This is a genomic window from Bowmanella yangjiangensis (genome assembly GCF_018531185.1).
Classification (GTDB): Bacteria; Pseudomonadota; Gammaproteobacteria; order Enterobacterales; family Alteromonadaceae; genus Bowmanella; species Bowmanella yangjiangensis.
The window spans coordinates 1,392,734-1,419,421 of sequence record NZ_JAHDJU010000001.1 but is presented as its reverse complement, the minus strand read 5'-3'; the positions used below and the strand labels follow the sequence as shown (position 1 = coordinate 1,419,421).

Annotated in this window: 23 protein-coding genes; 7 read left to right on the top strand and 16 right to left on the bottom strand. The window is 51.0% G+C overall.

The features are described 5' to 3' along the window. Positions 1–123 precede the first annotated feature (123 nt). From KJY73_RS06380 to KJY73_RS06335, 10 genes are all read right to left on the bottom strand, one after another. The gene (locus tag KJY73_RS06380) at positions 124–1,491 is read right to left on the bottom strand and encodes an SLC13 family permease (protein WP_214341585.1); all 1,368 of its coding nucleotides are present in this window, start codon (positions 1,489–1,491) and stop codon (positions 124–126) included. After that, on the bottom strand, positions 1,481–2,482 hold the full coding sequence (nagZ, locus tag KJY73_RS06375; protein ID WP_214341582.1) for a beta-N-acetylhexosaminidase: 1,002 nt from the start codon (positions 2,480–2,482) through the stop codon (positions 1,481–1,483). The genes KJY73_RS06380 and nagZ overlap by 11 nt, the downstream gene beginning before the upstream one ends. Before the next feature lie 60 nt (positions 2,483–2,542). Then, a complete protein-coding gene (locus KJY73_RS06370; protein WP_214341578.1) occupies positions 2,543–3,178 on the bottom strand; it encodes a PilZ domain-containing protein in 636 nt (211 codons plus the stop codon). Positions 3,179–3,273: 95 nt separating this feature from the next. After that, complete coding sequence (locus tag KJY73_RS06365; RefSeq protein WP_214341575.1) at positions 3,274–3,927, bottom strand: PilZ domain-containing protein; 654 nt, start codon at positions 3,925–3,927, stop codon at positions 3,274–3,276. 122 nt (positions 3,928–4,049) lie between these two features. After that, positions 4,050–4,712 carry an SDR family oxidoreductase gene (locus KJY73_RS06360; RefSeq protein ID WP_214341572.1) on the bottom strand — a complete coding sequence of 221 codons (663 nt, stop codon included), beginning with the start codon at positions 4,710–4,712 and terminating at the stop codon, positions 4,050–4,052. Positions 4,713–4,729: 17 nt separating this feature from the next. Further along, positions 4,730–5,482, bottom strand: coding sequence for a 3-deoxy-manno-octulosonate cytidylyltransferase (gene kdsB, locus KJY73_RS06355; protein ID WP_214341570.1), 753 nt, complete (start codon positions 5,480–5,482; stop codon positions 4,730–4,732). Positions 5,483–5,488: 6 nt separating this feature from the next. Beyond that, positions 5,489–5,686 carry a Trm112 family protein gene (locus KJY73_RS06350; RefSeq protein ID WP_206593778.1) on the bottom strand — a complete coding sequence of 66 codons (198 nt, stop codon included), beginning with the start codon at positions 5,684–5,686 and terminating at the stop codon, positions 5,489–5,491. Then, the gene (gene lpxK, locus KJY73_RS06345; RefSeq protein WP_214343278.1) at positions 5,676–6,647 is read right to left on the bottom strand and encodes a tetraacyldisaccharide 4'-kinase; all 972 of its coding nucleotides are present in this window, start codon (positions 6,645–6,647) and stop codon (positions 5,676–5,678) included. Before lpxK ends, KJY73_RS06350 begins: the two co-directional genes overlap by 11 nt. Continuing rightward, positions 6,641–8,395: a lipid A export permease/ATP-binding protein MsbA gene (gene msbA / locus KJY73_RS06340; RefSeq protein WP_214341567.1), complete on the bottom strand. Its 1,755-nt coding sequence runs from the start codon at positions 8,393–8,395 to the stop codon at positions 6,641–6,643. Before msbA ends, lpxK begins: the two co-directional genes overlap by 7 nt. Before the next feature lie 131 nt (positions 8,396–8,526). Beyond that, positions 8,527–10,764: a DNA internalization-related competence protein ComEC/Rec2 gene (locus KJY73_RS06335; RefSeq protein ID WP_214341564.1), complete on the bottom strand. Its 2,238-nt coding sequence runs from the start codon at positions 10,762–10,764 to the stop codon at positions 8,527–8,529. 47 nt (positions 10,765–10,811) lie between these two features. Here KJY73_RS06335 and KJY73_RS06330 point away from each other — a divergent pair, with 47 nt between their 5' ends. Next, complete coding sequence (locus KJY73_RS06330; RefSeq protein WP_214341557.1) at positions 10,812–11,348, top strand: DUF2062 domain-containing protein; 537 nt, start codon at positions 10,812–10,814, stop codon at positions 11,346–11,348. Between the two features lie 42 nt (positions 11,349–11,390). Here the strand turns inward: KJY73_RS06330 and recD are convergent, their stop codons facing one another. The 3 genes from recD to recC are packed head-to-tail and all read right to left on the bottom strand — an operon-like array spanning position 11,391 to position 20,112. Then, positions 11,391–13,286 (bottom strand): exodeoxyribonuclease V subunit alpha, encoded by a 1,896-nt coding sequence (gene recD / locus KJY73_RS06325; RefSeq protein ID WP_214341545.1) that lies wholly within the window; start codon positions 13,284–13,286, stop codon positions 11,391–11,393. Then, the gene (gene recB / locus KJY73_RS06320; protein WP_214341542.1) at positions 13,280–16,822 is read right to left on the bottom strand and encodes an exodeoxyribonuclease V subunit beta; all 3,543 of its coding nucleotides are present in this window, start codon (positions 16,820–16,822) and stop codon (positions 13,280–13,282) included. Before recB ends, recD begins: the two co-directional genes overlap by 7 nt. Next, the gene (gene recC / locus KJY73_RS06315) at positions 16,819–20,112 is read right to left on the bottom strand and encodes an exodeoxyribonuclease V subunit gamma (protein ID WP_214341539.1); all 3,294 of its coding nucleotides are present in this window, start codon (positions 20,110–20,112) and stop codon (positions 16,819–16,821) included. The genes recB and recC overlap by 4 nt, the downstream gene beginning before the upstream one ends. Before the next feature lie 230 nt (positions 20,113–20,342). Here recC and ppk2 point away from each other — a divergent pair, with 230 nt between their 5' ends. Next, entirely contained in the window at positions 20,343–21,110 is a 768-nt protein-coding gene (gene ppk2, locus KJY73_RS06310; protein ID WP_214341536.1) for a polyphosphate kinase 2, read from the top strand. Between the two features lie 52 nt (positions 21,111–21,162). Beyond that, positions 21,163–21,567 carry a GFA family protein gene (locus KJY73_RS06305; protein ID WP_214341533.1) on the top strand — a complete coding sequence of 135 codons (405 nt, stop codon included), beginning with the start codon at positions 21,163–21,165 and terminating at the stop codon, positions 21,565–21,567. Positions 21,568–21,744: 177 nt separating this feature from the next. Here the strand turns inward: KJY73_RS06305 and KJY73_RS06300 are convergent, their stop codons facing one another. Beyond that, entirely contained in the window at positions 21,745–22,353 is a 609-nt protein-coding gene (locus tag KJY73_RS06300; RefSeq protein WP_214341530.1) for a DUF4136 domain-containing protein, read from the bottom strand. A gap of 398 nt (positions 22,354–22,751) precedes the next feature. Between KJY73_RS06300 and KJY73_RS06295 the strand changes: the two genes are divergently transcribed. The 4 genes from KJY73_RS06295 to KJY73_RS06280 all read left to right on the top strand — a co-directional run bounded on the left by KJY73_RS06295 (position 22,752) and on the right by KJY73_RS06280 (position 25,325). Then, positions 22,752–23,555 (top strand): helix-turn-helix domain-containing protein, encoded by an 804-nt coding sequence (locus tag KJY73_RS06295; RefSeq protein WP_214341527.1) that lies wholly within the window; start codon positions 22,752–22,754, stop codon positions 23,553–23,555. A 43-nt stretch (positions 23,556–23,598) separates the two neighbouring features. Then, on the top strand, positions 23,599–23,994 hold the full coding sequence (locus KJY73_RS06290) for a VOC family protein (protein ID WP_214341524.1): 396 nt from the start codon (positions 23,599–23,601) through the stop codon (positions 23,992–23,994). Between the two features lie 69 nt (positions 23,995–24,063). Then, the gene (locus KJY73_RS06285) at positions 24,064–24,591 is read left to right on the top strand and encodes a cupin domain-containing protein (RefSeq protein WP_214341521.1); all 528 of its coding nucleotides are present in this window, start codon (positions 24,064–24,066) and stop codon (positions 24,589–24,591) included. Between the two features lie 275 nt (positions 24,592–24,866). After that, positions 24,867–25,325: a GreA/GreB family elongation factor gene (locus KJY73_RS06280; RefSeq protein WP_214341518.1), complete on the top strand. Its 459-nt coding sequence runs from the start codon at positions 24,867–24,869 to the stop codon at positions 25,323–25,325. Between the two features lie 226 nt (positions 25,326–25,551). On the opposite strand, the gene KJY73_RS06275 is transcribed toward KJY73_RS06280, so the two are convergent. After that, a complete protein-coding gene (locus tag KJY73_RS06275; protein WP_214341515.1) occupies positions 25,552–26,076 on the bottom strand; it encodes a GNAT family N-acetyltransferase in 525 nt (174 codons plus the stop codon). A gap of 1 nt (position 26,077) precedes the next feature. Next, positions 26,078–26,683 carry a DNA-3-methyladenine glycosylase I gene (locus tag KJY73_RS06270; protein ID WP_332874163.1) on the bottom strand — a complete coding sequence of 202 codons (606 nt, stop codon included), beginning with the start codon at positions 26,681–26,683 and terminating at the stop codon, positions 26,078–26,080. Positions 26,684–26,688: the final 5 nt, after the last annotated feature.

Sequence of the window (26,688 nt, the reverse complement as noted above, 5' to 3'; positions counted from 1 at the left end):
AGTCCTGTAAAACGCCTCCTGAACTTCGACCAACAGAAGGCGTTGAGAGTTAATTTACTATTCTTTGACCTGACATTAGCGGCCTTGACGATTTCTTTACACTTCATCAATCCGTCAGCTGATTTACGCCAGCATCACATACACCACCAGACTGACAACAACCGCCACCAGTAGATTTAATACCAAGCCTTCCCGCGCCATGGTTCTGATCGACACTTTCTCAGTGCTGTAAACAATGGCATTGGGGGCAGTGGCAACAGGTAACATAAAAGCACAACTGGCACTGATGGCCGCTGGGATCATCAATAACTTGGGGTCGACGCCGGCAGCCACGCCAGCGGTGGCAAGTATCGGCATCAGCAAGGTTGCCGTTGCCGTGTTGGAAGTGATCTCGGTTAGGAAGGTCACAAATAAGCACAATGCCAGAATTAACAACAATACCGGAAGTTCAGATAAGCCACCCAACCACTGCCCCATGGCTGCACTTAAGCCGGATGCATCAAAGGCTTTAGCAACACAAATACCGCCGGCGAATAAAAGCAACATGCCCCAGGGAATGTCATTGGCGGTTTTCCAATCCAACAATTTCTCACCGGCTTCTTTACCTGTGGGAGTTAAAAACATGGCAACGACTCCCGCTAAGGCAATAGTGCTGTCACCAACTGACTCCAGACCCAACCAGGCCGTCCAGTAGGGCCGGAAAATCCAGGCGGCGGCCACCACTGAAAACACGTAAAGCACGCGTTTTTCACCACTGTCCCACTTACCTGCCGCCGGCATCTGTAAATTGTTCAGCGCACCTAGTCCCCTGGTGAGCCATAAGGCCATTAGCGGAATGGCGATAAGCACTATGGGTAGACCAAAACTCATCCAGTCAAGGAAGCTGATTTCCTTGCCCTGGGACTGGCTATAAACACTCATGAAAATAATATTAGGCGGCGTGCCTATGGGTGTTCCTACTCCGCCCAGACTCGCTGAATAGGCAATACCCAACAGAATAGCCGCCGCCAAACGGGGCTCCTGAACTCTGGCTATCACCGCCAACGCGATAGGCAATAACATCAGGGTAGTGGCGGTGTTAGAGATCCACATGGACAACAGCGCAGCGGTAAGCATAAAGCCCAGCACCAGTCGCCTGGCACTGTCAGCCCCGGTGAGTTTAACCATGTAAAACGCAAAACGACTGTGTACATTGGATTTTTCCAATGCCTTAGAGAGCATAAACGCGCCCATCAGCAGAATAATCACGTGGCTACCAAGGGATGACGCCGCCTGCTGATGAGTGAGCACCCCCGTCATAGGAAAGGCAGCGAATGGGATCAGAGACGTTGCCGGGATCGGCATTGCCTCAGTGATCCAGTAAAAAGCTGTCAGTAAGGTGATGCTGGCTGTCCAGACAATAGGTAGAGGCAAACCTTGCTGATACAAAAGCCCCCACAACAACCCTGCCAATATTGGACCTGACAGCAATAACGAGGTTTTAACCGGCATGTAGTGTTTCCATAGCTGAATTGGCAGTTTGCCATAGTGTTTTTGTACGTAATGCTGAGAGACCGGGAGCGTCGGACTTACGCAGTGCATTCAAGCGGCTGCTGGCCTGGTAGCTACTTGGTAACGCATCCAAAACGGCGATAGCACCATCCCGGTTACCACAAACCAACACCATATCGCATCCGGCATCCAATGCTTGGCGGGCACGCTCTGAAAACTCGCGGGTATGGCTGACACTGGCACTTAGATTGCCGGAGAACACCACCCCGTCGAAGTCTAATTCCTTGCGTAAAATATCCCGTAACCAGCGACGAGAGTAACAGGCCAATAACTTGTCCACCGCCGGGTAGACCACATGGGCAACCATTACCGCATCCAGCAATTTTTGCTCTTGCATGGCCTGAAATACTCGTAAATCATGGTGGCGGATTTCTGCCAGAGGCCTTGGATCGATGCGTTTTTCAACGTCAAGCACATAACCAAGACCAGGGAAATGCTTGCCCACGGTTTTCATACCCGCTTGTTGCATACCTTTGGCATAGCTGGCGGCCATTTCGATGACTTGTTGCGATTTGCTGTGAAAGGCACGATCGGCCACGAGTGGCGACGGACCGAGAATGTCCAGCACCGGACCAAATGCCAGATCAATATCCAGCGCCAGTAACTCTGCTGCGGTCAGCCATCCGACCTGCTGAGCCAGGTGACAGGCTTTATCGAGCTGCCCTTCCGCATATCTGAACAAGACAGACAGCGGTGGTAATGGGCTAAGACCACTTCTTAATATCTGGTGATCTCCACCTTCCTGTTCCACACCTATGAGTAGCGTATTGCGTGCATGTGTCCGGGTTTGTCCTATTAGTTCACTAAGCTGTTTCAGATCATAAATATTTCGGCTGGTTAACATCACTCCACCAACCAGTGGATGATCAAGAATTTCTTTTTCTTCACCGCTCAGCTCATGTCCGGCCAAGTCAAGCATCAGAGGACCCATGGCCTTCCTCATCAAATCAAAGTGCCAACACTTTAAATAATTGTAAACAAAAGGCAATGCTCAGGGTAAATTCTGTACCCAGGCCTGAGGGGCGACAAACTGCAATCCTACACTGACACCTTCACGCCCTTCCCTATGATTACGTACATGGGCAGTTAGGGCTTGTTTGGGGCCTTGTGTGCATTCTATAGCCAGTGCTACTTCAGCCTTGTCCCAGTCTTGCAGTTCGGGGGCCTGGGGCAATAAAAGCCGACAACCGCCTTCGGATATATCGGTAATCTGCCCCACATAGTTCTTTTCAGCAAAAGTCGCCGTAGCGGGCAGATTAACTTCACTGCGGGCGGTATCGCGCAGGCTACGTTTGGCCACATCATCAGGAAAGGTCAGAAAAATCAGATGGTCAGGGAAACGCATTAGCTGCAATACCTCGGCCTTAAAGGCAAAGATCTCGCCCAATTCATCTTCAACCAAATAACGACAAACCACGGCCATACCGGTTAACTGTTCCCCGAGCGGCCAGTTTTGCGGGTCAAAGCGCAAGGCAATATAACGACCAATACGCAGCCCCATCAGCTCGGCATGGTAGCGGCGCTTTTGTAGCTCTAGCAATTGCACATCAACACGCATGCCAAAGGTCAAATGCTCGATCCAATAGTGATCATCGGCCTTATCCGGTTCGTTGAATGTTGGCTGCATGATTCAACTCCTCAGCGATTAAGGGATGAGCAGGAAAGACTGTGTGAAGAAAACACCACCCAAGGCGGCGGGATGTAGCATTTAGTTAAGTGCAATCACAGCGAAATGTCCAAATCCGGTTGTTCTTCATCAAATTGCACGCCGATGGTCAGAAAACCATCCTGCATTTTTGAGTTTCTCACCATACCGCTAACTTCCTTTTGGATCCCTCGCTCCGGCCAATCGATGCGAATCAGTATTGGCAGCAAATTCACCTTGCGCCCGGTATGGGAAGCGTCGAACTGAAAGCGGCAGCCTTTGCCTGACACATCAACTAGAACACCATTGAAGGAGGGAGAGGTACCTTGAGCACTACGTAACGAAATAGCGGCAGGAATCTTCAGGCTTTGGCGCTTGGTAGCCCGTAACGGGCGTCGGTGGATTTCCGCAGGAAACGCCATAAACAACAGCTTATCAGGACGCCTTAGGGTACTGACAATTTCACTCTTAAAGGCAAAACACTCTCCCAGGCTGTCTTCAATCAGAAAGCGACAAACCGCAATTAAACCGATGCAGTTCATACTTTGAGGAATAACAAATTCGTCAAACCGGATGATTAAGTAGCGGCCAAATCGATAGCCAATCAACTCACTTTGAAACCGACTGTCGTATTGGTCTAGCAGTTGTATATCAATACGCGTACCACTGTGAACGTGGCTCAACCACTCTTTATCCTGCTCAGAGCAGGCTTGAATTATGACATTCTGCAATCTGGCAATCCTGCATGATGATGGGCATACATCAGTAACAAAGTGTCACCAAGTGGTGACACTTTGTTAACTTATAGCAGGAACTATGGCAGAACAAGCGCACATGAAGAATTTTTTATTATTTACCAGGGTAAGACTTCGCCGTTGGCATGCCAGAACCGACCTGAGTTGTTTAGATTCAACTCATCAATACGCTGCATCAAACGTGAGGCGGAGACATCCGCAGATACATCACCACCAAAATTTACCATCTGCGTCTGTACGTAGCCTGGATGCAGCAACGCCACGGCGACACCTCGCTCGCCAAGGTCTCGCGCCATGGACACACCGGCCGCATTAAGAGCGGCTTTAGACATGCGATAGCCGTAGTAACCACCAGAGCCATTATCCGCCATGGAGCCCATTCGGCTGGTCACCATGGCTATCTTTCCACCTTTTTGCATATGCGGGGCCAGTAACTGGCTGACCATCAGCGGCCCCAGTGCATTAACCTTAAACTGATATTCAACACTGGCAGGATCAGGGCGGTCAAATGTCTCATTGCCCAGCACACCAGCATTATTAATCAGAATATCGATTTGTACGCTGGTTAAGGGTTTGAGGGCTTCTGCCAAACCCGTTATATCTGCCACATCCACGCCTTCCAATACCTCAGCGCCGCTTTGCAGCAATTCCTTAGTGGCATGGCGGCAAAGTCCATAAACCTTGTCGCCACGTTGCAAATACCCTTGCACCAGTGCCAGACCTATACCTCTTCCTGCGCCGGTAATCACCACGGTTGCCATTGTCTTTTCTCCTAGTATTAAACCTGAGTTAATACCCTGGCCAGATCATCTGGAGTATCGATACCTGCGGGCGGGGCCTGTAATGCCACATCAACATGAATTTTTTCGCCATGCCACAGCACCCTTAGCTGCTCCAGTGACTCAATCTGTTCCAGTCCGGACGGTGTCATATTTACATATTGTTTAATAAAACCCGCCCGGTAAGCATAGATGCCAATATGACGAAGGTAGTAATCGCCAATTTCATCAATACTGTCAGCGTCGAGAAAACGCGCTCTGTCATAGGGTATAGTGGCACGACTGAAATACAGAGCATACCCCAGTTTGTCCGTGACCACTTTCACCACATTGGGATTGAAAAGTTCTTCCACGTCGGTTAAGCGTACCGCCAGGGTCGCCATTTCAGCCTGGCGATGCTGATTTAAGTTTTCCGCCACCTGCTGAATGATAGCCGCCGGAATAAAAGGTTCATCCCCCTGCACATTGACCACAATCTCGTCCGCATCCAGGCCCAGTATATCCACCACCTCGGCCAGTCGCTCTGTGCCCGACTCATGATGCCGACCTGTCATACAAACCTGTCCGCCGAAGCTATGCACGACCTCGGCAATGCGATCGTCGTCGGTGGCCACCACCACACGACTGGCCCCTGACTCCATGGCACGCTCAACCACATGTTGAATCATGGGCTTGCCATGAATATCCACCAAAGGTTTGCCAGGAAAACGGGTGGACGCGTAGCGGGCAGGAATGATGCAGGTAAATTTCATGGTGTATCAGCCTTTAATTTGTTCAAGCTCATCTAAGGATAAACTGCGGGCCTCGTTTTCCAGCATCACCGGAATATTGTCACGGATAGGAAAAGCCAAACGATCGAAACGGCAGATCAACTCGGCGTTGTCGGCCTGATAAATAAGCTTGCCCTTACAGGTTGGACACGCAAGGATGTCCAGTAATTTCTTGTCAAATGCCATGAATTTTTTCCAGCAATCGTTGTTTGAATTGTTCGGTTAACTTAGCACTTACCGGCAGGTACCACCATTGCGAGCGGGCAAAGTCGCGACACTTCACCGCATCCTTTTCGGTCATCAGGACCAAATCATCAGGTATATCGCCGTCTTTAAAAGGATGATGATCAGCAAATACCAGGCGCTCCTTAAGTTTTACCTGCCTGGTCGCCAGTAGCTTGAAGAAACGCTCAGGATTACCGATACCAGCCATGGCGATGGCCGGACGTTTTAATTCAGAAATGGACTGGGTCTGGCTGGGGTATTTCACATTCACCAATTGGCCTGGCTCCAGTGACATCAGATATTCCCCTTCCTGCGCCACGCCGCCATTAACCACGACGAAATCCACAGTTTTCATTCGCCACGGTCCTTCGCGCAGCGGCCCCATAGGTAACAAGTAGCCGTTACCGTTGCGCCGCTCACCATCCATCACCAGGATTTCGATATCCCGCGCCAGACGATAGTGCTGCAGGCCGTCATCACACACAATGATATTGCATTTATGTTCTGCAATCAGATACTTGGCACCGCGCACGCGATCAGGATCCACCACCATAGGGCAGCCAATGTGATGGCGCATCATCACAGGTTCATCCCCAACCAGCTTAGGATCGCTGTTCATGGTCAGACTATAAGGATAATAAGGTGCCTTACCGCCATAACCACGACTGACTACGCCAGGGTGAAACCCCTGTTGCTTAAGCAGTTGGCATAAACGGATCACCATAGGGGTTTTACCGTTGCCCCCTACCGAGATGTTGCCCACTACAATCACCGGCGCATCCACCCGGATACTGCGCTTAATACCCAATCGGAATAGCAGTCGGCGAAATGCTGAGAGCAGCCAGAATAAGATAGTTAGCGGCAACAACAGCCAAATCAGGGCATCAGGTTGGTACCAACGTTTTTCCAGCCAACTCACGATTCGCCCATTCCTTCCTTGAACTGCATTTTATGTAAAAGCGCATAGGCACCGTCTTTTTCCAACAGGGCCTTGTGGTTGCCCTGCTCCAGTATCCGACCATTATCAATAACCAGAATTTCATCGGCATTTTCAATGGTCGATAAGCGGTGTGCCACCAGAATGCTGGTTCTGTCTTGCTGGAGTTTGTCCAGCGCATCCTGAATCAGCCGCTCGGATTCGGTATCCAGGGCCGACGTGGCTTCATCCAAAATCAAGATGGGCGCATCCCGTAAAATGGCCCGCGCGATGGCAATACGCTGACGCTGACCACCGGAGAGCATCAATCCATTTTCACCAATATTGGTATCCAGTCCGTCGGGTAATTGCTCAACAAACTCCATCACATGGGCAATACGCGCAGCCTCTTTGATTTTGGCGCGACTTACCGAGCTGTCAGCACCATAGGCGATATTGTTGGCAATACTGTCGTTAAACAAAGTAACGTGCTGAGACACTAAGGCAAACTGACGCCGCAGGTCCTTAAGGCTGATATCATTGAGCTCATAGCCATCCAGGCTGATCCCCCCATTCTCCACCTGATAAAAACGCGTTAACAGACTGGATATGGTGGATTTACCGCTTCCCGAGCGCCCCACCAACGCCAGGCTTTTGCCTGGTGCCACATGGAAGCTGATGCCTTTTAGGGCATTGCTGTTTTTGCCCGGGTAGGCAAAATCCACGTTATCAAAACGTATCTCGCCGCGCGCACGCTGTATATGCACACTGCCGTTATCCTGCTCTCGCTGTTCATCCAGCACCTCAAATACGCTGGCACAGGCCGCCATACCGCGCTGGAATTCTGCGTTAACCGTGGTTAATTGTTTTAGGGGTTTGAGCAACATGGTCATGCTTACCACCACAGAGGTAAACACCCCGGCGGTCAGATTCTCAATCATGCCAGGGGTGCTGGCCAGATACAGCACAACAGCCAAGGCCACTGAGGCAATAATCTGGATACTGGACTCGCTCAGTAGCCTGGACACCACCAGTTTCATATTCTGCTGACGGTTATGGTTATTACGCTCAGCGAAACGCTCTTCTTCGAGTTCCTGGCCGCCGAACATCAGTACCACTTTATGGCCCTTGATGACCTGCTCCACCACATTAGTCACACTACCCATGGCCTTTTGAATATTGCGACTGACCTGGCGAAAACGCTTACTGACCACAGATACGATGACCGCTACCACCGGGCCAATCAGCAGGAAAATCAGTGAAAGCTGCCAGGAGTGATAAAACATAATTGCCAGCAGATACACCACCAATGCCCCTTCGCGCACTAGGGTCAGCAAGGCTTTACCAGCGGCGTTGGCAACCTGTTCGGTATCGTAAATCACCTTGGAAATCATCTGCCCGGAGGAATGCTGGTCGTGGTAGGACACCGGCAGATGGATGTATTGATTAAAGAGTTGTTGGCGCATCCGCATCACTACCTGATTGCCCACCCAGGACAAGCTGTAGCTGCCCATAAAGTTAAACAAACCGCGCAGAATAAACAGCGGTAACACCAAGTAAGCGGCCATGCGCAAATAATCCACATTGCCTTTGACCAGGCTTTCATCAATAAGCGGCTGCATCTGGAAAATCACAAAGGCATCTACCGCTGAATAGCCAATCATACCGACAATGGCCATGACAAAGGCCAGCTTGAACTCGCGCAGATAACGAAGAAAGCGCGGAAAAACGGAAGCGCTGATTTTTTTACTCATGAGACAGGACAGACTTTTCCATTAACGCCCGCATTCACCGGGCCGAATCGAGCTATTGTAACCGCCAGCTAATAATTCCCCAACTATCAATAGCTTTTTGTACAAATTTATAGCAGTACCTAAGCGTATCGCTACTGCATAAACCATCGGTTGTAAGTAGAGTGGCGCAGGCGCTGCACCTGAATTTGCCCGGCTTCAATTTTAAACCTAAGTTGTCCACTGCTGGCGGTATCATAGGTTATGGCCCCGGCTGCTTGGTAGGCAGTGACCACTTCTGGGCGCGGAAACCCCCAGCGATTAAAACGCGCCAAACTGAAAACCACATGTTGTGGCCTTACCGCGTGAATAAAGTCTGTTGACGATGAGGTTGCGCTACCATGATGCGGTGCAACTAAGATCTGAGCGCGAAGATCCTCCGTGGCGACCAGTCTGCTTTCCACTTTCTTTTCAATATCACCAGGCAGTAACAAGACATTCTGCCCATCACTGATTTTCAGCACGCAGGATTGATTGTTCTGACTGCTGTATTCGCCCGGCTGGGGCCAGAGCACCTGCAAATCCAATCCTTGCCACTGTTGTTGCCAGCCTGCCTGGCAACGTCCTAAATTGGTCATCAATTGTAAAACGGCAACTCCCTCCAAAATATCCGCCTGGCCACCAGCGTGATCATTATCCTGATGGCTGATAAACAGCCAATCCAACTGTCGGATCCCCAGCGCCCGCAGTACCGGTAGCACATGCGCCGATGCGGCGCTGCTACCGGAATAATACGCCGGCCCGGTATCGTACAATAGCGCCCGTCCCTGTCGGTGCACTACCACGGCCAGCCCCTGGCCGATATCCAGCACTTCAATATGCCAGGCGTCACTGCGCGAAGGCAGCCAGGTACTAACAAGAGGCAACAACAGCAGCCATCCCAATGGGCGAGGCACTAAACCCCGAGGCATAAATAGCCAAATGGCGGCCAATGCCACAGATAGCCAGATCCAGGCCGAAATAGCCGGAAGCAGCAAGGCGCTTTGCAATTCTGCTTCCAGCCAAGTAATGGCCGATAAACCCATGTCCACCAGTTTATCCGCCAAAGCGAAAAGCCATTGCCCCGCTTCGCTGTGTAATCCCAGTATCAGTAATGCAACCAAGCAAAGGGGTAACAGCAATAAGGTCACAAATGGCACGGCAAATAGGTTAACCAGCGGCGATACCCAGGACACCAACCCAAACTGCCAGGCCACCAGCGGCAGCATTAACAGGCTCAAGGCCAATTGTACCCGTAGCATCACAGATAATGCCGCACCAATAGCCCATCCACGTCCGCGCGTTGGCCAGCGCCAAAACACCAGATATAAAATCAATACTGCAGCAAAGCTCAGCCAGAAGCTGACCGTCAAAAGACTCAAGGGAAAAAGCACTACAAAAAGTGCCAGGCAGACCAGCAAGATCCGTCTTGGTCGCCAATGCAAATTGCTACTTAACAGCATGACAAACAGCGCCAGCATCAGCCAAGCGCGTAGCGTCGGTAAACTGAAACCTGCCAGCGCTGCATACCCTAAGGTTGCCAGCAAAGCCGTTACTAGGGCCAACTTATGCAGATTAATGCGTTGCCGGAATCTGCCAAGCACGGCACCCAATGAAAAAGTGACCAGACCGTAGATAAATGCCGACACCATACCCAGATGCAGACCGGATATCGCTATCAGGTGGGCAATGCCGGTGCGCTGTACCATTGACCAGTCATCCGCCTCAAGCCAGCCTCGATAGCCCATACTTAAGGCCGCCAGCCAGCCTCTGTGCTCAATATCCAATTCAGCAAAGCGGCTCAACCACCACTGTCGGACGCTGTTTCCCTCTGCCAACAACTTATTTTGCGGTGCGTTAGTCACGTATCCCGTCGCCCTGATCCCGCTGGCAAACAGCCACTGCTGATAGTTAAATCCGCCCATATTCAGCATACTATGCGGCGGGCGGAGCCTGACCGCCAGGCGCACCACCTGGTCTTGTTCGAGTGACCAATCAGCGTCCCGCCAGCTCAGTCTCACGCGCACATCACGCCACAACGACTGCTCATCAAACTTTGTCAGACGTAGCGTGAAACGCGGGCTGGATTCCGGTTTTAGTAAAGTCTCCACTCGCCCTTCGATAATAACGACTTGTCGGATCTTGTCGTTTGGGAGTTGCCAGGCAAGCTGCCAATGGCCTACACTCGCCATCCAGACCACGCCGGTCAATAGACCGGACAAGACCCAATGGCGACCGTAGGCAAACCATAAGGCGCCAAATAGCAGAACAGGTAACAACCAGGCGACAGGAAGCGCAGGGAACAGCAGCATTAGCGCGCTAGCTGTCATAAAACTGAAAAGCCAACCATCCATAGTTATGTCGCCTTTACACCTGGGCTGCGCCCGAATCAGAGATGTCTATGCCGAAGAAAATGATTAAGCGCTTTTTACCAAGCCATGAATCCATAAAGGAACAAAAAGCCCTCAAAGTCTTCGGAACCTTATTACATGACGCCAACCTCTGGCATCTGAACCGCAAATCCGCCTCCGGTGCCTTTGGCCTCGGGTTATTTTTCGCTTTTTGGCCGGTACCATTCCAAATGTGGCTTTCGGCCGCCTGCGCCATTCCGCTGCGAGTCAATTTGCCCTTGTCGGTCGCCACAGTGTGGATCACCAATCCCTTTACCATGCCACCAATCTTTTATGGTGCTTATCTGGTGGGGGTCAGTGTGCTGGGGCAGCCGGCCCAGGAATTTACCTTTCAGTTAAGCTGGGAATGGGTAGTCCAAAGCTTGGAAACCATTGGCCCGGCCTTTTTGCTTGGTTGTGGGATCTGTGCCGTGGTATTCGGCTTACTGGGCTACTTTGGAATGAATCTGCTGTGGCGCTATTCGGTTAATAAAGCCTGGAAAAAGCGCCAGCAGCGCAACCTCAACCGCATGACCCGCCGCCTGTAAATCCCACGCTTAAGCATAGTCCGCACCGACAGCGGTTGCAGGTTATCCGTTCACGGATAACCTGGCAGCCAGGCGAGAACCACGCTGACAATGTGCAGTGACCGCCGCTTTTACGTTAGCTTCATCGGCAAACACACTAACCTGCTGTTTGGCCCGGGTAATACCGGTATACAACAATTCACGACTGATCAGGCTGGACTGCCCTTGAGGCAAACAGATAATGGCGTGCTCAAATTCCGAGCCCTGACTTTTATGAATGGTCATGGCATAGAGCTTTTGCCAGGCTGGCAAACGGCTGGGTAACAGCGCTCTGACACTGCCGTCCGCCTGCATAAACCAAACTTTCAATAAACCGTCCTGATCCGGCATACAGATACCGATATCACCATTAAACACCCTGACCTGATAATCATTCTGACTAACCATCAACGGGCAGCCCGGATACAGCTCCTGAGTGGGTTTAATCATACCGCGGCGGGTAAGTTCCAGTTCTATACGCGCATTAAACTGTTCAACACCCCAAGGCCCGCGGCGAGTGGCACAGAGCAATTGCTGATTCATCAGGGCCGTAAAGGCCGCCTGAATATTTTGCTCAGCCACCACAGACATATAGTCCTGCAGCAAGCGACAGATTAAATCCACCACCTGGGCAGTATCGGCACGATTAAACCAGCTGACATCCGTTAATGCCGGGTCTTGGAGGCAGCTTAATACCGCCCCGGTTTGTCCATTGTTGATGGCGCGGGCCAATTGACCAACGCCACTGCCCGCCGTGAATCTATGACTTTTTCTAAGCATCACCAGATTATTCTGAACCAGGCTCCGCGCCGCGTCAGCTGCCAGCAGATTCACCTCGCCAAGCTGATTTAACATTGAGGTGGTGTTCGCGTCATATTGGCCCTGTTCGGCTTGCCACAGCCCCTCCGGTAAACTTTGGCAGATATCCCCCAGCACTGACCCCACCTCAACCGATGCCAACTGCTGGCGATCGCCAAGCATCACCAATCGCGCGTGAGCAGGCATGGCCGCCAGGAGTTTGGCCATCATGGGTAAGTCCACCATGGAGGCTTCATCCAGGATCAGCATATCCAGTGATAACGGATTGTCCTGATGATGTCGGAATGTGCTTTTACCCACCTGATAACCCAGCAACCTGTGCAAGGTTGCCGCCTCGTTAGGTAAATGCTGTCGTAAGTTTTGCGGTAATCGCGCCTTCGCCAGGGTAATGGACTCGCTAAGCCTGGCTGCCGCCTTACCCGTGGGTGCGGCCAAAACTATGCGTAGCGGACTCTGGCCGGCTTGTTCGCACAGCCCTTGAATAAGCGCCATAAGACGCGTCACTGTAGTAGTTTTACCTGTTCCAGGCCCACCGGTGATGACACAAAACTGTTTGCTGGCTGCTAAGATCACCGCCAGTTTCTGCCAGTCCGTGCCCTGCGTTTCCTCGCTGAAAAGCTGTGCTAGCAGCTGCTTACCGCTAGTCAGATCGAAACTAAACTGACCCGACGCCAACTGTTTGAGCTGTTCGGCCAAGGTTACTTCATAGTGCCAGTAACGTTGCAGGTACAGGGCCTGACCATCCAGGATCAGGGGCAAAGCTTGCTGAGAAATCCCCTGTTCAACCTTCCCAAGGGTTACCGCCTCTTCCAGCAGTTCCTGTAGCTGTGAGGTAAATAGCATAGGCAAAGGCTCAGCCAGCACCGGCACACAAAGGTTGTACAGGCGTACCAGCTCGTCCAGTTGCACACAAACATGCTGAGCGCTTAGCTGCTGACTTAGGATGGCGGCCAAAAGCCCCATTTGTCTGGCATGTTGCTCACCACCCTGATGCTCGCGTTCCGCGATAAAATCCCCAAGGCCCAAATCCAACCCGGTAAATGCCAAGGGACTGAGGCCGGGATCCAACAGAGGTTTAAGATAGGAGGTCGAATTCAACATAAACTAAGCTGCTCCATTTCCCCCTGGGTTGTTTGCTTACCAGCAAACAAGGCATCCAGTGCCAGGATCATGGCTTTATCCGGCCGCAACTGGAAAATTCCCTGTCCAGGCTGGTGCTGACTCATGCCACGTAAAAACCAATAGCAAGCTCCACCCACATGTTTATCGTAGTCATACTCACTCAAGCGGCTTTGTAGCCAGCGATGTAACGCCAGACAATACAGCACCGCCTGTAACTGGTAATCATGCTCAAGCATCGCCTGTCGCATGCTGCCTTGATCGTAGTGGTGAAAATCATTACCCAGATGGTTGGATTTATAGTCCGCCACATACAGCTTGCCGTCATGAATAAAAATCAGATCCACAAAGCCTTTGAGCATCCCGCTCAAGGTCTCAAAGTCGTAACGCGCTGACATCTGCGGCATATGCGCTTGCAGAATTTGATTAAATTTATGCGCCTGCACTTGATGCAATGGCAGATGGAACTCTAGTTCCACTCGCGCCTGATGAATATCTGCCAGTCTCAGCGGTGAATCGAGCATCAGGGGGGTATGCAACACATCCCACAACCACTCCTTCACCACGTCATGCCAGCGCGGCTCAATGCCATATAATTCAGCCTGCTGCTGAACACTCTCCAATAAGCGTGCTTCCGTGATTTTGTCCCCTGATTGGGGATTATCATCCATCATCAGCAGTTCCAGCACCCCATGTAAGAATGAGCCCGCTTTAGCACCCTTGATAAAACCGAAGCGATCCTCTGTTGGCTGGCTATCCAGCACGGCAGAAAGCGGCGCCATCCCTTCATCATGACCCGGTGCGGGTAAATGATCCTGCTGCTGACTGATGGCGGAGTAACTGGTTAACCGCCAGCTTTGACGTAAGCTTCGCCCCACTCTGGCACAGTCCAGTGGCTGAGGCGCTGTCGCCAGATTTTTATAAAGTTCAGGCTCGGCCTGCCCCATAGGCTGATAATGCACATAGTTTCCTTCCGCCAGACTGGTCAGGCGGTTGCCTAATTCACCTGCAGCCAGTTCAGTGCCAGGCCCGAACAATAAGGCGCCCAAGGCAGTTGAGGTCAACGCCGAGCTTCGACTCTGGCCACCGGCCGTGGTATCGAACACCCCCAGGCTGCACCAGTGCTCGGCCCGGGTCAGGGCCACATACAGCAAACGTATGTCTTCAGCGAGCTTTTCCCGGCTAGCTTTTGCCAGGCTGTCTTCGCGACCAAGAAAGTCCACCCACAAACGACGCTCGTCATCGTGATACAAGGGATCCAGCCGCTTCTGGTAACGACAGGCAAAAGGCATAAATACCAGCGGATATTCCAGCCCTTTGGAGGCGTGCATAGTGACAATCTGCACCAGGTTGTCATCTGTCTCCAGGCGCAACTGTTGACCTTCATGATTATCATCAGGTTCAAGCAAGGTCTGGGCAAACCAATGCAATAACTGGCTTTCGCCCTGTAAAATCTGGCTTTGCTGTTGTAAAAGTTCAAACAAATGGCGCAAATCGGTAATGCGTCGCAAGCCATCATCAAAACGTGCCTGCAGTGATGACATCAGCGCCAATTGTTGCTGCATTTGCGCCAAAGCACTGGCAATGCCCTGGCGCTGCCACAAGCGTTGCCAGTGATAAAATTGACCAAGCAATTCCTGCCAGCGGCTATCATCTGCCAGCCAGCCTTCAAACTCAGCACTACTCAGCCCCACCAACTCGGTCAGCATGGCAGATTTGACCAGCGCTTCTTCACTGGGTGCATGGATTGCCTGTAATATGAGTAACAAATCAGCGGCGGTTTGCGTGGAAAAGACACTTTTTCTGACCAGAAACACTGACGCAATCTGCAACTTCGCCAAAGCATCGCGCATCAGTTGCGCCTCGAATCTGTCTCTGACTAACAGCGCGCAATCAGCCGGGCGAACAGCGCGATGTTCGCTGCCATGTTTTATCTTCGCCCGACCTTGCTGCCCCCATGCCAACATATCAGCAATCTGCGCGGCAAAATGTTCCGCCAGGGGTTGTTGAGCGGCGCTAAAGCCCAGTGGTTTGTCACTGCTTAAATGTTGGAAGACCAGGCCGGTCTGCGGCTCGCCGTCTAGCAATAATTGCTTGCTCGTCTGACCTGAGCGTACCGGTAAAAACGGGATCTCCTGGTTGTATAAAAAGCCTTGTGGGCTTTGACTGAACAGCTGATTGACGGCTTCCACCATGCCAGGTTCGGAGCGCCAGTTGATTTCCAGGGTAAAACAGCGCCCATCGCCCACCTGTTGTTTGGCTTGCATGTAGGTAAAAATATCGGCACCACGAAAGGCATAAATAGCCTGTTTGGGATCACCAATCATAATCAGGCAATGGGTCGCCCCAGCCGGATACAACTGATTGAAAATCTGGTATTGCACCGCATCGGTGTCCTGGAACTCATCAATCATGGCCGCCGGGTAAGCCTGTCGTATTGCCTCCTGTAAGGCCTGGCCATTCACACCTTGCAGGGCAAGCGCCAGATGATTGAGCAAATCATCCGGACTCCACTGATTCGCATCATATTTGCTGCTCGCCACCTGCCTGCGCAGACAGTCGATGGCTTCCAGACTGAGGGTAACCTTAACCCCTTGTTGCAATTGCTCCTGCAATCTCACTAATTGCTCAAAACGGGCAAAATCCAGGTCGGATATATCCGGGCTGCTTTTACTCAGCGCCTTGGCGATTTTCTCTGGCAGGAAATCCGCAAACTCAGCCCCTTGTTGCAAAAACAGCCCTTTACCGGCACAAAAACTGTCCATCTGCGTCAGCACGTCGCCCTTGCCCAGACGCGAGCGTTTATTCAGATTGGCCTGCCACAAGCGTTCCAATACCTGGTTGTCTCGCCACCAGGCTTTAGTATCCGCCACTAACCACTGGAACTTTGCCAATATTTCTTCCAGGGCAACGGGCTTATCCTGACTGCTGAATGGCTGGTTCAGCAAGCTACGCACCTGTCCCAACAAGGCTAATGGCTGAGGCCAGAGGCCAAGTGCCACTTCCAGTAACGGGGCGGATAACTGCAATACTCTGACCCGCCAGAAATCTTTGATGGCTTGATGTAAATGTTGTGACTCATCCAGGATCAACTCCTGTTGATAACGACTACCACTTTCAAATGCATGACGGGTCAAAACACGCTGACAGAACCCGTGGATAGTAAACACCGCCGCTTCATCCATCTGCCGCAATGCCAGTTGCAGGCGCCTGCACGCCAGCGCCCTATCGTCTACCTGCTCAATCAAACCGGCAATAATGGCATCGTCACTCTGACCAATCAGCATATCCAAATTGGCCTTGGCCAAAATAGCGCGGATGCGGCTTTTCAATTCAGCGGTGGCGGCATTGGTAAAGGTCACCACCAGAATTTGCTCAACGCTCAATGGCGCACAGCCCACGCCCAATAACAATCGTAAATACAGTCGCACAATGGTAAAGGTTTTACCTGTACCGGCACTGGCTTCGATCAGTGATTGACCGGATAGGGGGAAACTGGCGATATCAAGTGGCTTCATGCCTGACTCCAGTTAAATAAGGGACCAAGCAAGGCGTCGCTGACGGCAATAAACTCGTCCTGATGCATCGCAAGATCCGGCCAGATACGTCCCGTATGCGCTTCCTGTCCCTCGCCTCTGGCAAAGTCGTTACCCATATAGCTGGTCAGTACCCTGTACATATCGCCTTTTTCCAGCCACAGCCAGCCACACTCAGGCAGCAACAACAAGGGATGGTTATGACCGTTTTGCCAGGCTTCCACATAGATAGATAGCTGTTCAAGGGCTTGCTGCTGTGGCATCCCTTTAAGCTCAAATGTGCCGGAGTCGGTACCGACATACACCGCCGAGCAAAGTGGATAGCCGTTGGCACAGAGCATCAACATACGCAGCCATAATGACAGCTTATCCCTGGCACGCACTTTACCCGCCCGCCACAATACCAATTGGTTTGCATACAGATGATCCTGCCAGCCCTGCATGCTTATACCATTCAGTTCCAGGTGCAGTAACTCGCGTTTGGGTTGATGATCCAGACAATACTGCATAAGTGCGTCGCGTATCGTAGCCGCCTGATTTATCACGCCCTGCAGCGCCAGTGTACCGGCGTGCCCGCCAGGCAACAGGCCTTCGGCGCGCAGACGGGCAGTCAGCACCTCATCACTGGCCTGGCTATGTTGCCAGGCGACCAAACGATCGAGCAGTTGGTATCGCTGCAGGCTATCCAGTACAAAGGGTTCATCCTCCTCCAAACTGTCTGCTGCATAGCCAAAACGTGCCTGCCAGCGCAGTTGGAAAAAGCCCCGGGCAGGGTTGAGTAAAAAGTTGATAAGCTCCTCACAACCCAACGTACTTTGCACCTCGATGGTCGCCAGGTTTTGGCTCATAAAAGCTTTGGATTCGGGAGGCTGCGACTGGCCTTTGGCAAGTGTCAGCCAATAGCTGTCAAAACTACGCGGCTGTTCGACTTGAAAATAATCAGGATGAAAAGGCTGTAGATGCTGAGCCTTAATCAGCTCATCACCAAGCGGATTACCTTGCGAATCGCAGTATACCAGGCGGCAATAGTCCAGCAGTTCGCTCAGCAATACCGAGGGCACCAACGCCTGATTATCTCTGGCACTACGTCCCTGAAAGCTGATATACAACTGCTGACGCGCCGACAACAGGGCCTCCATAAACAGGTATTTGTCGTCGAGGCGACGTGAACGGTCACCTTTTCTACCAGCACTGTGCTGCATTAAATCAAAACCCACCGGGGTAACCTGGCGAGGATAGTCGGCGTCATTCATGCCCAGCAAACACACCAGCTTAAATGGCACACTGCGCATCGGCATCAGGGTACAAAAGTTCACACTGCCAGCTAAAAAGCGTTGCCCAACCCCAGACTCCTGCAAGCGCTGCTGCAATGCCTGACAAAACACTTGTTGGTCAATCGCCTCGGCATATTGCAGATGATGCCCGGCCAATTCGCTTAGTGCTTCACGCAGTCCAAGCCACACGCCTTCATCTTCCGTATCAATCTCGTACAGTTGTTCGATGCGTGTTTGTACCCAGTCAATGCGCTCCGCCAAGGGCAGTTGACGCTGGCAGAAATCCAACCAGTCGGTTAGTTGTTGCAAAAACAGCAGTAGCTTGCCCAGTACCTGGCTGCTCTGGCCTTCCAGCTCAGCATAAGGCGCAATGATATTGGTCTTACCCTGCAGCGATTCCACATACAGCTCTGTCTGCATGGCGTAGCCGCTAATCAAGCGTTTGAGGCCAAACAGCCAGGTATTCTGTTCATCGATGGGTAACTGCCAGCGCTGTTTATCCTCACCATCCAGGCCCCAGCGCACGCCCACATCCAACAGACAGCGGCGTAGCTGTGCAAACTCCGCTTCACTGAGCTCGAAACGGCGCAAGATCGCTGGCACTTCGAGAATATCCAACACCTCGGCCAGGGTCAGACGCGACAAGTGCAGTTTATTCAGGCTGATAAAGCTATTAAGCAGCGGCGATTCTTCACTCAAGCTGCGATCAGAAATGGCATAAGGGACGGACAGCTCCTGACGATGCCCGCCAAATACCCCATGGATCAGCGGCGCATAAGCGGCCACATCCGGCATCATGACGATAACATCCCCAGGGTGGTTGTCCGGATGCTCACGGAAAAATGCCAGCAAATGATCATGTAACACTTCAAGCTCACGCAGCCTGGAATGACAACTGACCAACATCAGACTGTCATCTGCGTCCTCAATCTGCACTCTGGGTAAGGAGCTATCCTGCCCCAGCAGCGCTTCGGCGCTTAGCGGCTCGGTGCTACCACGCAAGGTCAGATTAAGGATCTCATGCTGAATATGCTCAAGCAGGTTTTGTGGTGGATGCTCCACAAATAAGTCATGTTGCTGGGGTGAGCGCTCCAGCAGCATATCCTGAAAATCCTGCCCCAATTTTCCCCAGGAAGCGAGCAACGGGTTACCCACATCCAGATAATCGACCAGCTCGTTGCCTTGGGTCAGCTTTGCCAGTTCTGCGCGAGCTTTGCGTTTCTCATCGACGATATCCCCCCAGTATTGCTGACTGGGGTTAAACCAAAAAATCACCACCTCAATTTGTCGGGCCAAGGCGTCTAAGATTTCCAACTGCTGTGCGGGCAGTGCAGAAATACCAAACACCAGTAAGGTGGACGGTAAAAAACCGCGACAATCCTGCTGCTGCAACTTTTCCAGTAAACTATGGTGCAGATTGCCCCGATGCCAGGGCGACTCACCCAATGATTCGGTGTATTTGCCTAGCGCACGCCATAACTGCGCCTGCCATTCCTGTTCACTGTCAGGCAGATTGTCAACCCGCGCTCCTTGCTCCCAGCTTTGCAACCAATCGGGGCGATAGACCAGGTACTGGTCAAATAAGTCAGCGATTTTCTGACACAATTGGAATAATTTTAGCCCCTCAGGCTGACTGACATTACCCAGATAGCCCGCTACAGCGGCGAAGGCGGGCTGCTGACACATAGTCGGCAAAATCGCCATCAGCTTCCAGGTCATGTTGTCTTTGGTAAAGGCCGACTGTTTGGGCAAGTCCGGCAACAACCTAAGATACAGACGATTCCAGATAAAACTGGAAGGCAAAGGAAATTCCAAGTTCGCGGCAATGCCCAAGGACTCTGCCACCTGTAACTTTAACCACTGCGCCATGCCGGGGCTTTGTACCCAAATAGGCTGGGGGGTAAACAAGTTGTCCAGGGTCCGATTGTCACTGGCTAACTGCTGGCATAGCTGGGCAGCCAACACTTCCATTTTGTTTGATTGAACAAGGTGCAGCATAAGGCGTTGTTATTATTGTCCTTCCCGCATGGTATCACACACCAGCCGTAATACCCCGTCAAGGGCATTGTCTGAGCAATTTTCAGCCCTTCCCTCTGATAGTCAGACTTGGCGTTGATTTGCCTCAACAACATGGCCAATGTGCTGCGCTACAGCACATCCAGCGACTAAAAAGACTTAAAGCCCTTAACAACAACTGCTATAAAACCCTAAGACAGCCGGAGTGAATCATGGATAAACAAGAATACAAGCAACAGCTAAAAACCCTGCAGGTAGAACTTATTCAGCTACAACAATGGGTAGCCAGCAGCGGCCAAAAACTGGTGGTGATTTTCGAAGGCCGGGATGCTGCGGGTAAAGGTGGCGCGATAAAAGCCATCAGTGAGCGGTTAAACCCTCGTATTGTAAGGATTGCGGCGCTGGGTAAACCTTCGGACAAGGAGCGTGAGCAATGGTATTTTCAGCGTTATGTGGAGCAATTACCCAGCGCTGGCGAAATCGTGCTGTTCGACCGAAGCTGGTACAACCGAGCAGGTGTAGAGAAGGTCATGGGCTTTTGCAATGATGAAGAGCATCAGGAATTTCTGCGCGCCTGCCCTGAGTTTGAACGTATGTTGATTCGCTCAGGTATTCGCCTGGTGAAATATTGGTTTAGTGTCTCTGCAGATGTGCAGGAGCAGCGTTTTCAGGAAAGACTGGATAATCCCTTAAAACGATGGAAGTTCTCCGATATGGATCTGATTTCACGCAGCCGCTGGCGCGAATACAGCCAGGCCCGTAATGAGATGTTCAAACACACAGATACCGAGGACAGCCCTTGGTACATTATTGATGCAAACCACGATAAAAAGGCCAGACTGAATTGTATCAGCCATCTTTTATCTTTGGTGCCTTACCAGCAACTCCCCTTTCCCAAAGTGGAGCTGCCCGGCATGGAAGAACATCATAGAGATCTGGCTATACCGGATAAAGTTAAACGCATTCCGGAGCCATTTTAAATCATCAATAGGACGTTGGACTGACAAGCTAAAACCACATTGAGGTGCTGACATGCTTAATCAACAAGGCGGATGCTTATGCGGCCAATTACGTTACCAGCTACATGGCCCCTTGCATGACGCTGGATATTGTTACTGTCGATTATGCCAGCGGGCAAGTGGCGCACCAGCGCTTGCCTGGCTGACCATAGCAGTTGCGTCTTTTCGCTACACCTGCGGCACCCCCGGCATTTTTGCCTCGAGCACCGACTACCAAAGAGAGTTTTGTCCAACCTGCGGCACACCTGTGGTATTTCGCAAACAACAGGCCGCCAAGACAGTGGATGTTACCTTGTGCTCCCTGGATAACCCTGACTCGGTAAAACCCCAATACCATATTTGGACCACCAGCCAGAGAGGCTGGCACCATATTGGCGATAATCTCCCGCAGTATTCAGACAATGGTCCGGATCAGTAACCTGGCTTGTCATTCTTAGAATAAATACTGGTACGCGCTTTGCGCCTAGATGGGCAGTAATGCTACGGAGAGCATGCAAGTGAGACAATCCGAACACAAACAGATAAAAAACGTCCCAGCTAGCATTGCCAGGACGTTTTAAGGTTTAACCTCACGTTCAACTATCTGAAAAGGCGTCTATTTTTCTTGTTTAGCGTTGGGAGGAAACTGAGATACCACATCACCAATAACATTATCCAGCGCCTCAATTCGCTCATCTCTATTCATATTCTTGGGTATCTTCCCTTCTGCCGTTGCGCGCCACAAAAGCTTGCCGCTATTCGGACTAATAATATCCAACACTAAGGTTCCTTGTTGATAATGGCTGACCTTGGTCTCTGTACTGGCCATACCGACACCGCTGTACATATAGGGTCCATATCCGTAGTAACCAAATCCCCAGCCTGGACCAAAGCCCCCATAGGTATTGTAGGTGCGAATATCGGTTCTTGGCTCAGATGAAACCGTATAGTTAACCAGAAAATCAACCTCTCCAGACTCCTGTTGTACATAGCCACCGGCCTGTAATTTCTCGTCTATTTTCTGTCTGATCCGCTGATCGAGAATGTCATTATTCAAGTACTTGGCAGAAGCCGCGTTGTAACTATTTGGCTCGTGCCAACGATAACTTTTAAAGGTGGAAAAGTTGGTATTAGAGTCATAGTCAGAGGAAATTTTGTAGGGTTTGGCGCAAGATGCAACCAGTGCACAGATCACTATAAAAAACAGGTTACGCACGTGAGTCATGTTTATCTCCTTGTTAACTAACATTCTTTTGAAAATATCCTGTTTGGTGAAGCTGAGCTTCAGCATTGTTCAACACATTGACGAATAGCAGTCAGGGGAATAAGTGCAAGGTTTACAACCCGTTATTTTAAAAAATTCACCTGACAGAGTGAGGTTAAGCGCCCCTTCTCAACACGATTAACCCAGGTATTGCACGATTTCCTGCACCTTTTCAGCTTGGTCAAGCTGTTACTGAATAAAGGTGGCTAAGTAAAGGGCGCACTGTGTTGTGGTTACAATTAGCAAAAGGCTGGCCAGAGACGAGAAGGCCAGCTAGCATACTGGTTCGTTGACAAATGCCTCAGATGGAAGTTTGAGGTGGCAACGCGGATACGTCTGGACTACAAAGGTGAGAGTAAATGCCAGGCCCCATTGTTTCTTACCCTGTCACCCAGGGACCCGTTTACCAAAGCGGCGCCTATCAGCAGTGCCTGCCACCGCCAGCACTGCAACACTGGGTGCAGTGCTTCTGGCAGCTCAGCATTCCAAACGGGCACTATGGCTATACCAGTTTGCCGGACAATTGCGTGGATTGGATCATCAGTTGCCAGCATGCCCAGGACAGTTTTCTGCTCAGCCCTTTTACTCAGGCACAAGCCTTTAGCATGCATGGGCCCATCAGCTACTTTGGCATTCGTTTTCTGCCTTTAGGCCTAGGCGCCCTTAGCCCGATCGCATTGGGAGAATGGGCGGATACTGCCTCCATCGCTTCAGGCTCGCTGGTCGGTGAGCCCTTTGCGCTAAGGCTATTTGAAGCCTTGCAACAAGCCTCAGAATTTAAACCGCGCTGCGTACTTGTCAGCCAACTGCTGCAATCCAAACTTAAGCAGATAGAGGTAGATCGGCGCCTGCAACGCTTTATGGCCTATTGTCGCAGCCAGAATGGAGCAATGGAGAAGCTAAGTGATACCCAATGCAGCGAATTTGGCCTGTCGGCCCGACAATTAAGAAGACTTAGCCACTTATATTTAGGTTTATCCCCCAAGGCCTTCGCCCGGGTCTGGCGGTTCCAGTACCACTTACAGCAGCTGCATGCCCAACCAGGCTTGTGGCTACAGCATTTCCACGACCAGGCGCATTTTATTCGTGAATTTAAAACCATGAGTGGTGCCAGCCCAAGCCAGTTCGGCAAGTTGTCCGTTTTATACAAGCTCCCCGACTAACACGCTGCCATGCTTTATCCCACTAATTCACGAGGAAAAAAGCATGATAGATATCCACGCAATGTTTCCGGTCATGGTGACCAGCGACCTGGCCAGCATTCAAGGGTTTTACCAGCAGGTTTTCGGTTTCGAAGCGGTGTTTTTTGACCCAAACTTTTACCTGCATCTGTTACATCCGACCAGCGGTATCCAACTGGGCTTTATGCAGCCGCAACTGGCTAACCAACCAAGCTTTCTACATCCGTTAATGCAGCCTCAGGGCTATGTGATCTCACTGGAGGTAAAAGACGCTGCCGCGGCTTACGAACAGGCCCTGCAGATGAAACTCAATATTGCCATGGCGCTAAAAGAAGAGCCCTGGGGCCAAATCCATTTTATGCTTACCGACCCAGGCGGCTTTAAAGTGGATGTAGTGCAGCATCTGACGCAGGGCAATTAACGGGGAGAGCCAATGAAATACGCGCTAATCCCAACTATAGTCTTGGCATCCTGGTCACAGAGTTAGATTATGCGCGTCCTACTCACCTCACTGCTGGCAGGGCTCATCACCCTGCCGCTGTTTGCCCATGAGCCGACCTCCCCCACCGATACCTCGGCTACACCTGTTATGCATCCTAGCTGGGATAGTAATAATGACGGTATCAACGACTGTGAAGATGATGGCAGCTGTGACCACAGTGTGGATTACAGCAAGCCTCGTCCAGACGGCAAGATAAGGCTCGATAGACTAATGAGCAGCGAGCTGGCGGGTATTGCAGGTAAAGAAGTGATTATCAGCAAAGTGGATATTCCCGCACATACCGAACTGCCCAAGCATTGGCACCCAGGGGAAGAATTTGCCTATGTTATCAAAGGCAGTGTCAGCTTGTGGCAGCAGGGCAAAGAAACGCTGCTTTATCACCAGGGCGACGCCGTTAAGGTGCCGTTAAGACAGGTTCATACCGCCATAACAGGTGCTGAAGGGGTAAGCCTGATTATTTTTCGCGTACATCAACAAGGTCAGCCCGAGCGGGTATTAGTTGAGGAGGACATGTAAAAAGCATCACCTTGTTTTTATTTTAAAAAGGCAGTTGTCGAGGATATTCAGTGGTTGGTCTAATACACCAGTATCTTCCGGCTATTTCTGATAGATCTATGCTGAATTTCACCAGCCTTGGGGTTATTTCCCTGAGAGAACTAACACGGTGAAAAATGGAGTTTTCATGTTCAATCACATCTCAAATTATCAATCCCCCTTTCCGGTTTAAGCCGGGGAGTCTTTTTACGCTTCCCGGCAATAAAAAATCGCTGCTATTTTTTTGGGGAAGTTAGATGAAAGCTTGTTTTCTTGGGCTGCTAAATTATTTAGCCAGCCGTATTCAATACTTTTTTATTTATAGTCCGTCGATATTTATTCTTTCACCTGTCGAACTATTAGCCGCTTTAGAACGGGTGGCGTGCCAGCGCAGCCCTGAAAATTCGACCACTGTTACTGTAGGTGACAGGGTTCTGGTATGGGACCTACAAAATAAAACCTTGCTGAAACTGACCCTGATTGCCAGTCAACATTCCGACCCTAAGCAAGGACTGTTGTCCGCCTGTTCCGGGCTAGGTATCGCTTTACTTGGCAAACACCCCGGCAGTTATTGCAAGGTATCCGTCTTACATAAAGCGTATCACTTCCGCTTGCTAAACATTTTAAATATCCAGGACGAAGAACCCCGTACACACAATGGAGAGCAACACATTGAAGCCGCAATTATGCCGCAAAAAGATCTGCCTCAGCATTAGAGCCTGTTGAGATTATTGTACTAAAGTCAGCGGCATCTTTAGTTAGCCACATTTAATTCGGAGAATATCTGGTTATGTCTAAAGAAAAAGACAAGAAAAAACCCACTAAATCGATAAAAGAAAAACGCCGGGATAAAAAGGAAAAGCGCTTAAACAACAGCTAATCCTGCCCATTTATCCTTGTAAAAAACAAAAAAGGGGCCGGCTACCGGCTCCTCTTCTCCTATTACTTTACATCCTGTGGAATAATGGCATAGCAATTAGCGTCGCGCGGCTGTCCGAAATGAAACAGACGATTACGCTGCACCGCCTCAAGCTGGCCTCCCAATGCACTGGCCACCTTATTGCTGGCAACATTATCCAGCAATACGTGCACCTCGATGCGCGCCAGCCCTAACTGGGTAAAACCATAGTTAAGCGCCAGGCCCGCGGCCTGTTTGGCAATGCCCTTGCCTAACATGTCGCTGCGTACCCAATAACCCAGGCAGCCCACTTTATGCTGCTCGGTGATTTGGTTGAGTCCCACGCCCCCCAACAGCCGACCGGTGACGGCATCAACAATCACAAAGCGATAGTCGCTGCCTTCCTGCCAGGCCCTTGCCGCCCCTTGTACCCAGGATCTGGCATCTTCCAGGGAATACGCCTCGCTGCACCAAGGCAGCCACGCCGATAGGTGTGCCACCGACGAGCGCACCGCCTCGTACAAAGGCTCCACGTCATCTGTTTGGTAGGGTCTAATTGTGATTTTCATTTTAGGGCTTATTAAAAGTTTGCCTGGCCCGCGCCACTTTTTGACGGGTTACACAGTCGGCCGCATGATCATTGACCAGCCCCATGGCCTGCATAAAGGCATAGACGGTAGTCGGACCCACAAACTTCCAGCCCTGCTTTTTTAAGGCTTTAGACAAAGCTTCCGACTGGATACTGGTAGAACGCATTTGCAGCTGTTCAGTATCCGGCTCGATTTCTTCAAAACGCCAGAAATAACTGGCTAACGAGCCTTCTCGCTCTATTAGCTCAATGGCTCGTTTGGCATTATTGATAACTGCCTCAATCTTACCGCGATGACGGATAATGCCTGCATCCTGCAACAACCGCTGAATATCCTGCTCGTCAAAGCGGGCCACCTGATGAAAATCAAAGCCCTTGAAAGCGCCCCGAAAATTTTCTCTCTTGTTTAAGATAGTGCGCCAACTGAGGCCGGACTGAAAAGACTCCAGACACAGCTTTTCAAACAAACGGATATCGTCTTCTACCGGAAAGCCCCATTCGTTGTCATGGTAGGGCAAGAACTCAGGTGCGCCGCCACACCAATTGCAACGGGGCTGACCATCCATAGGCTCAATATAGGTACTCACACGCA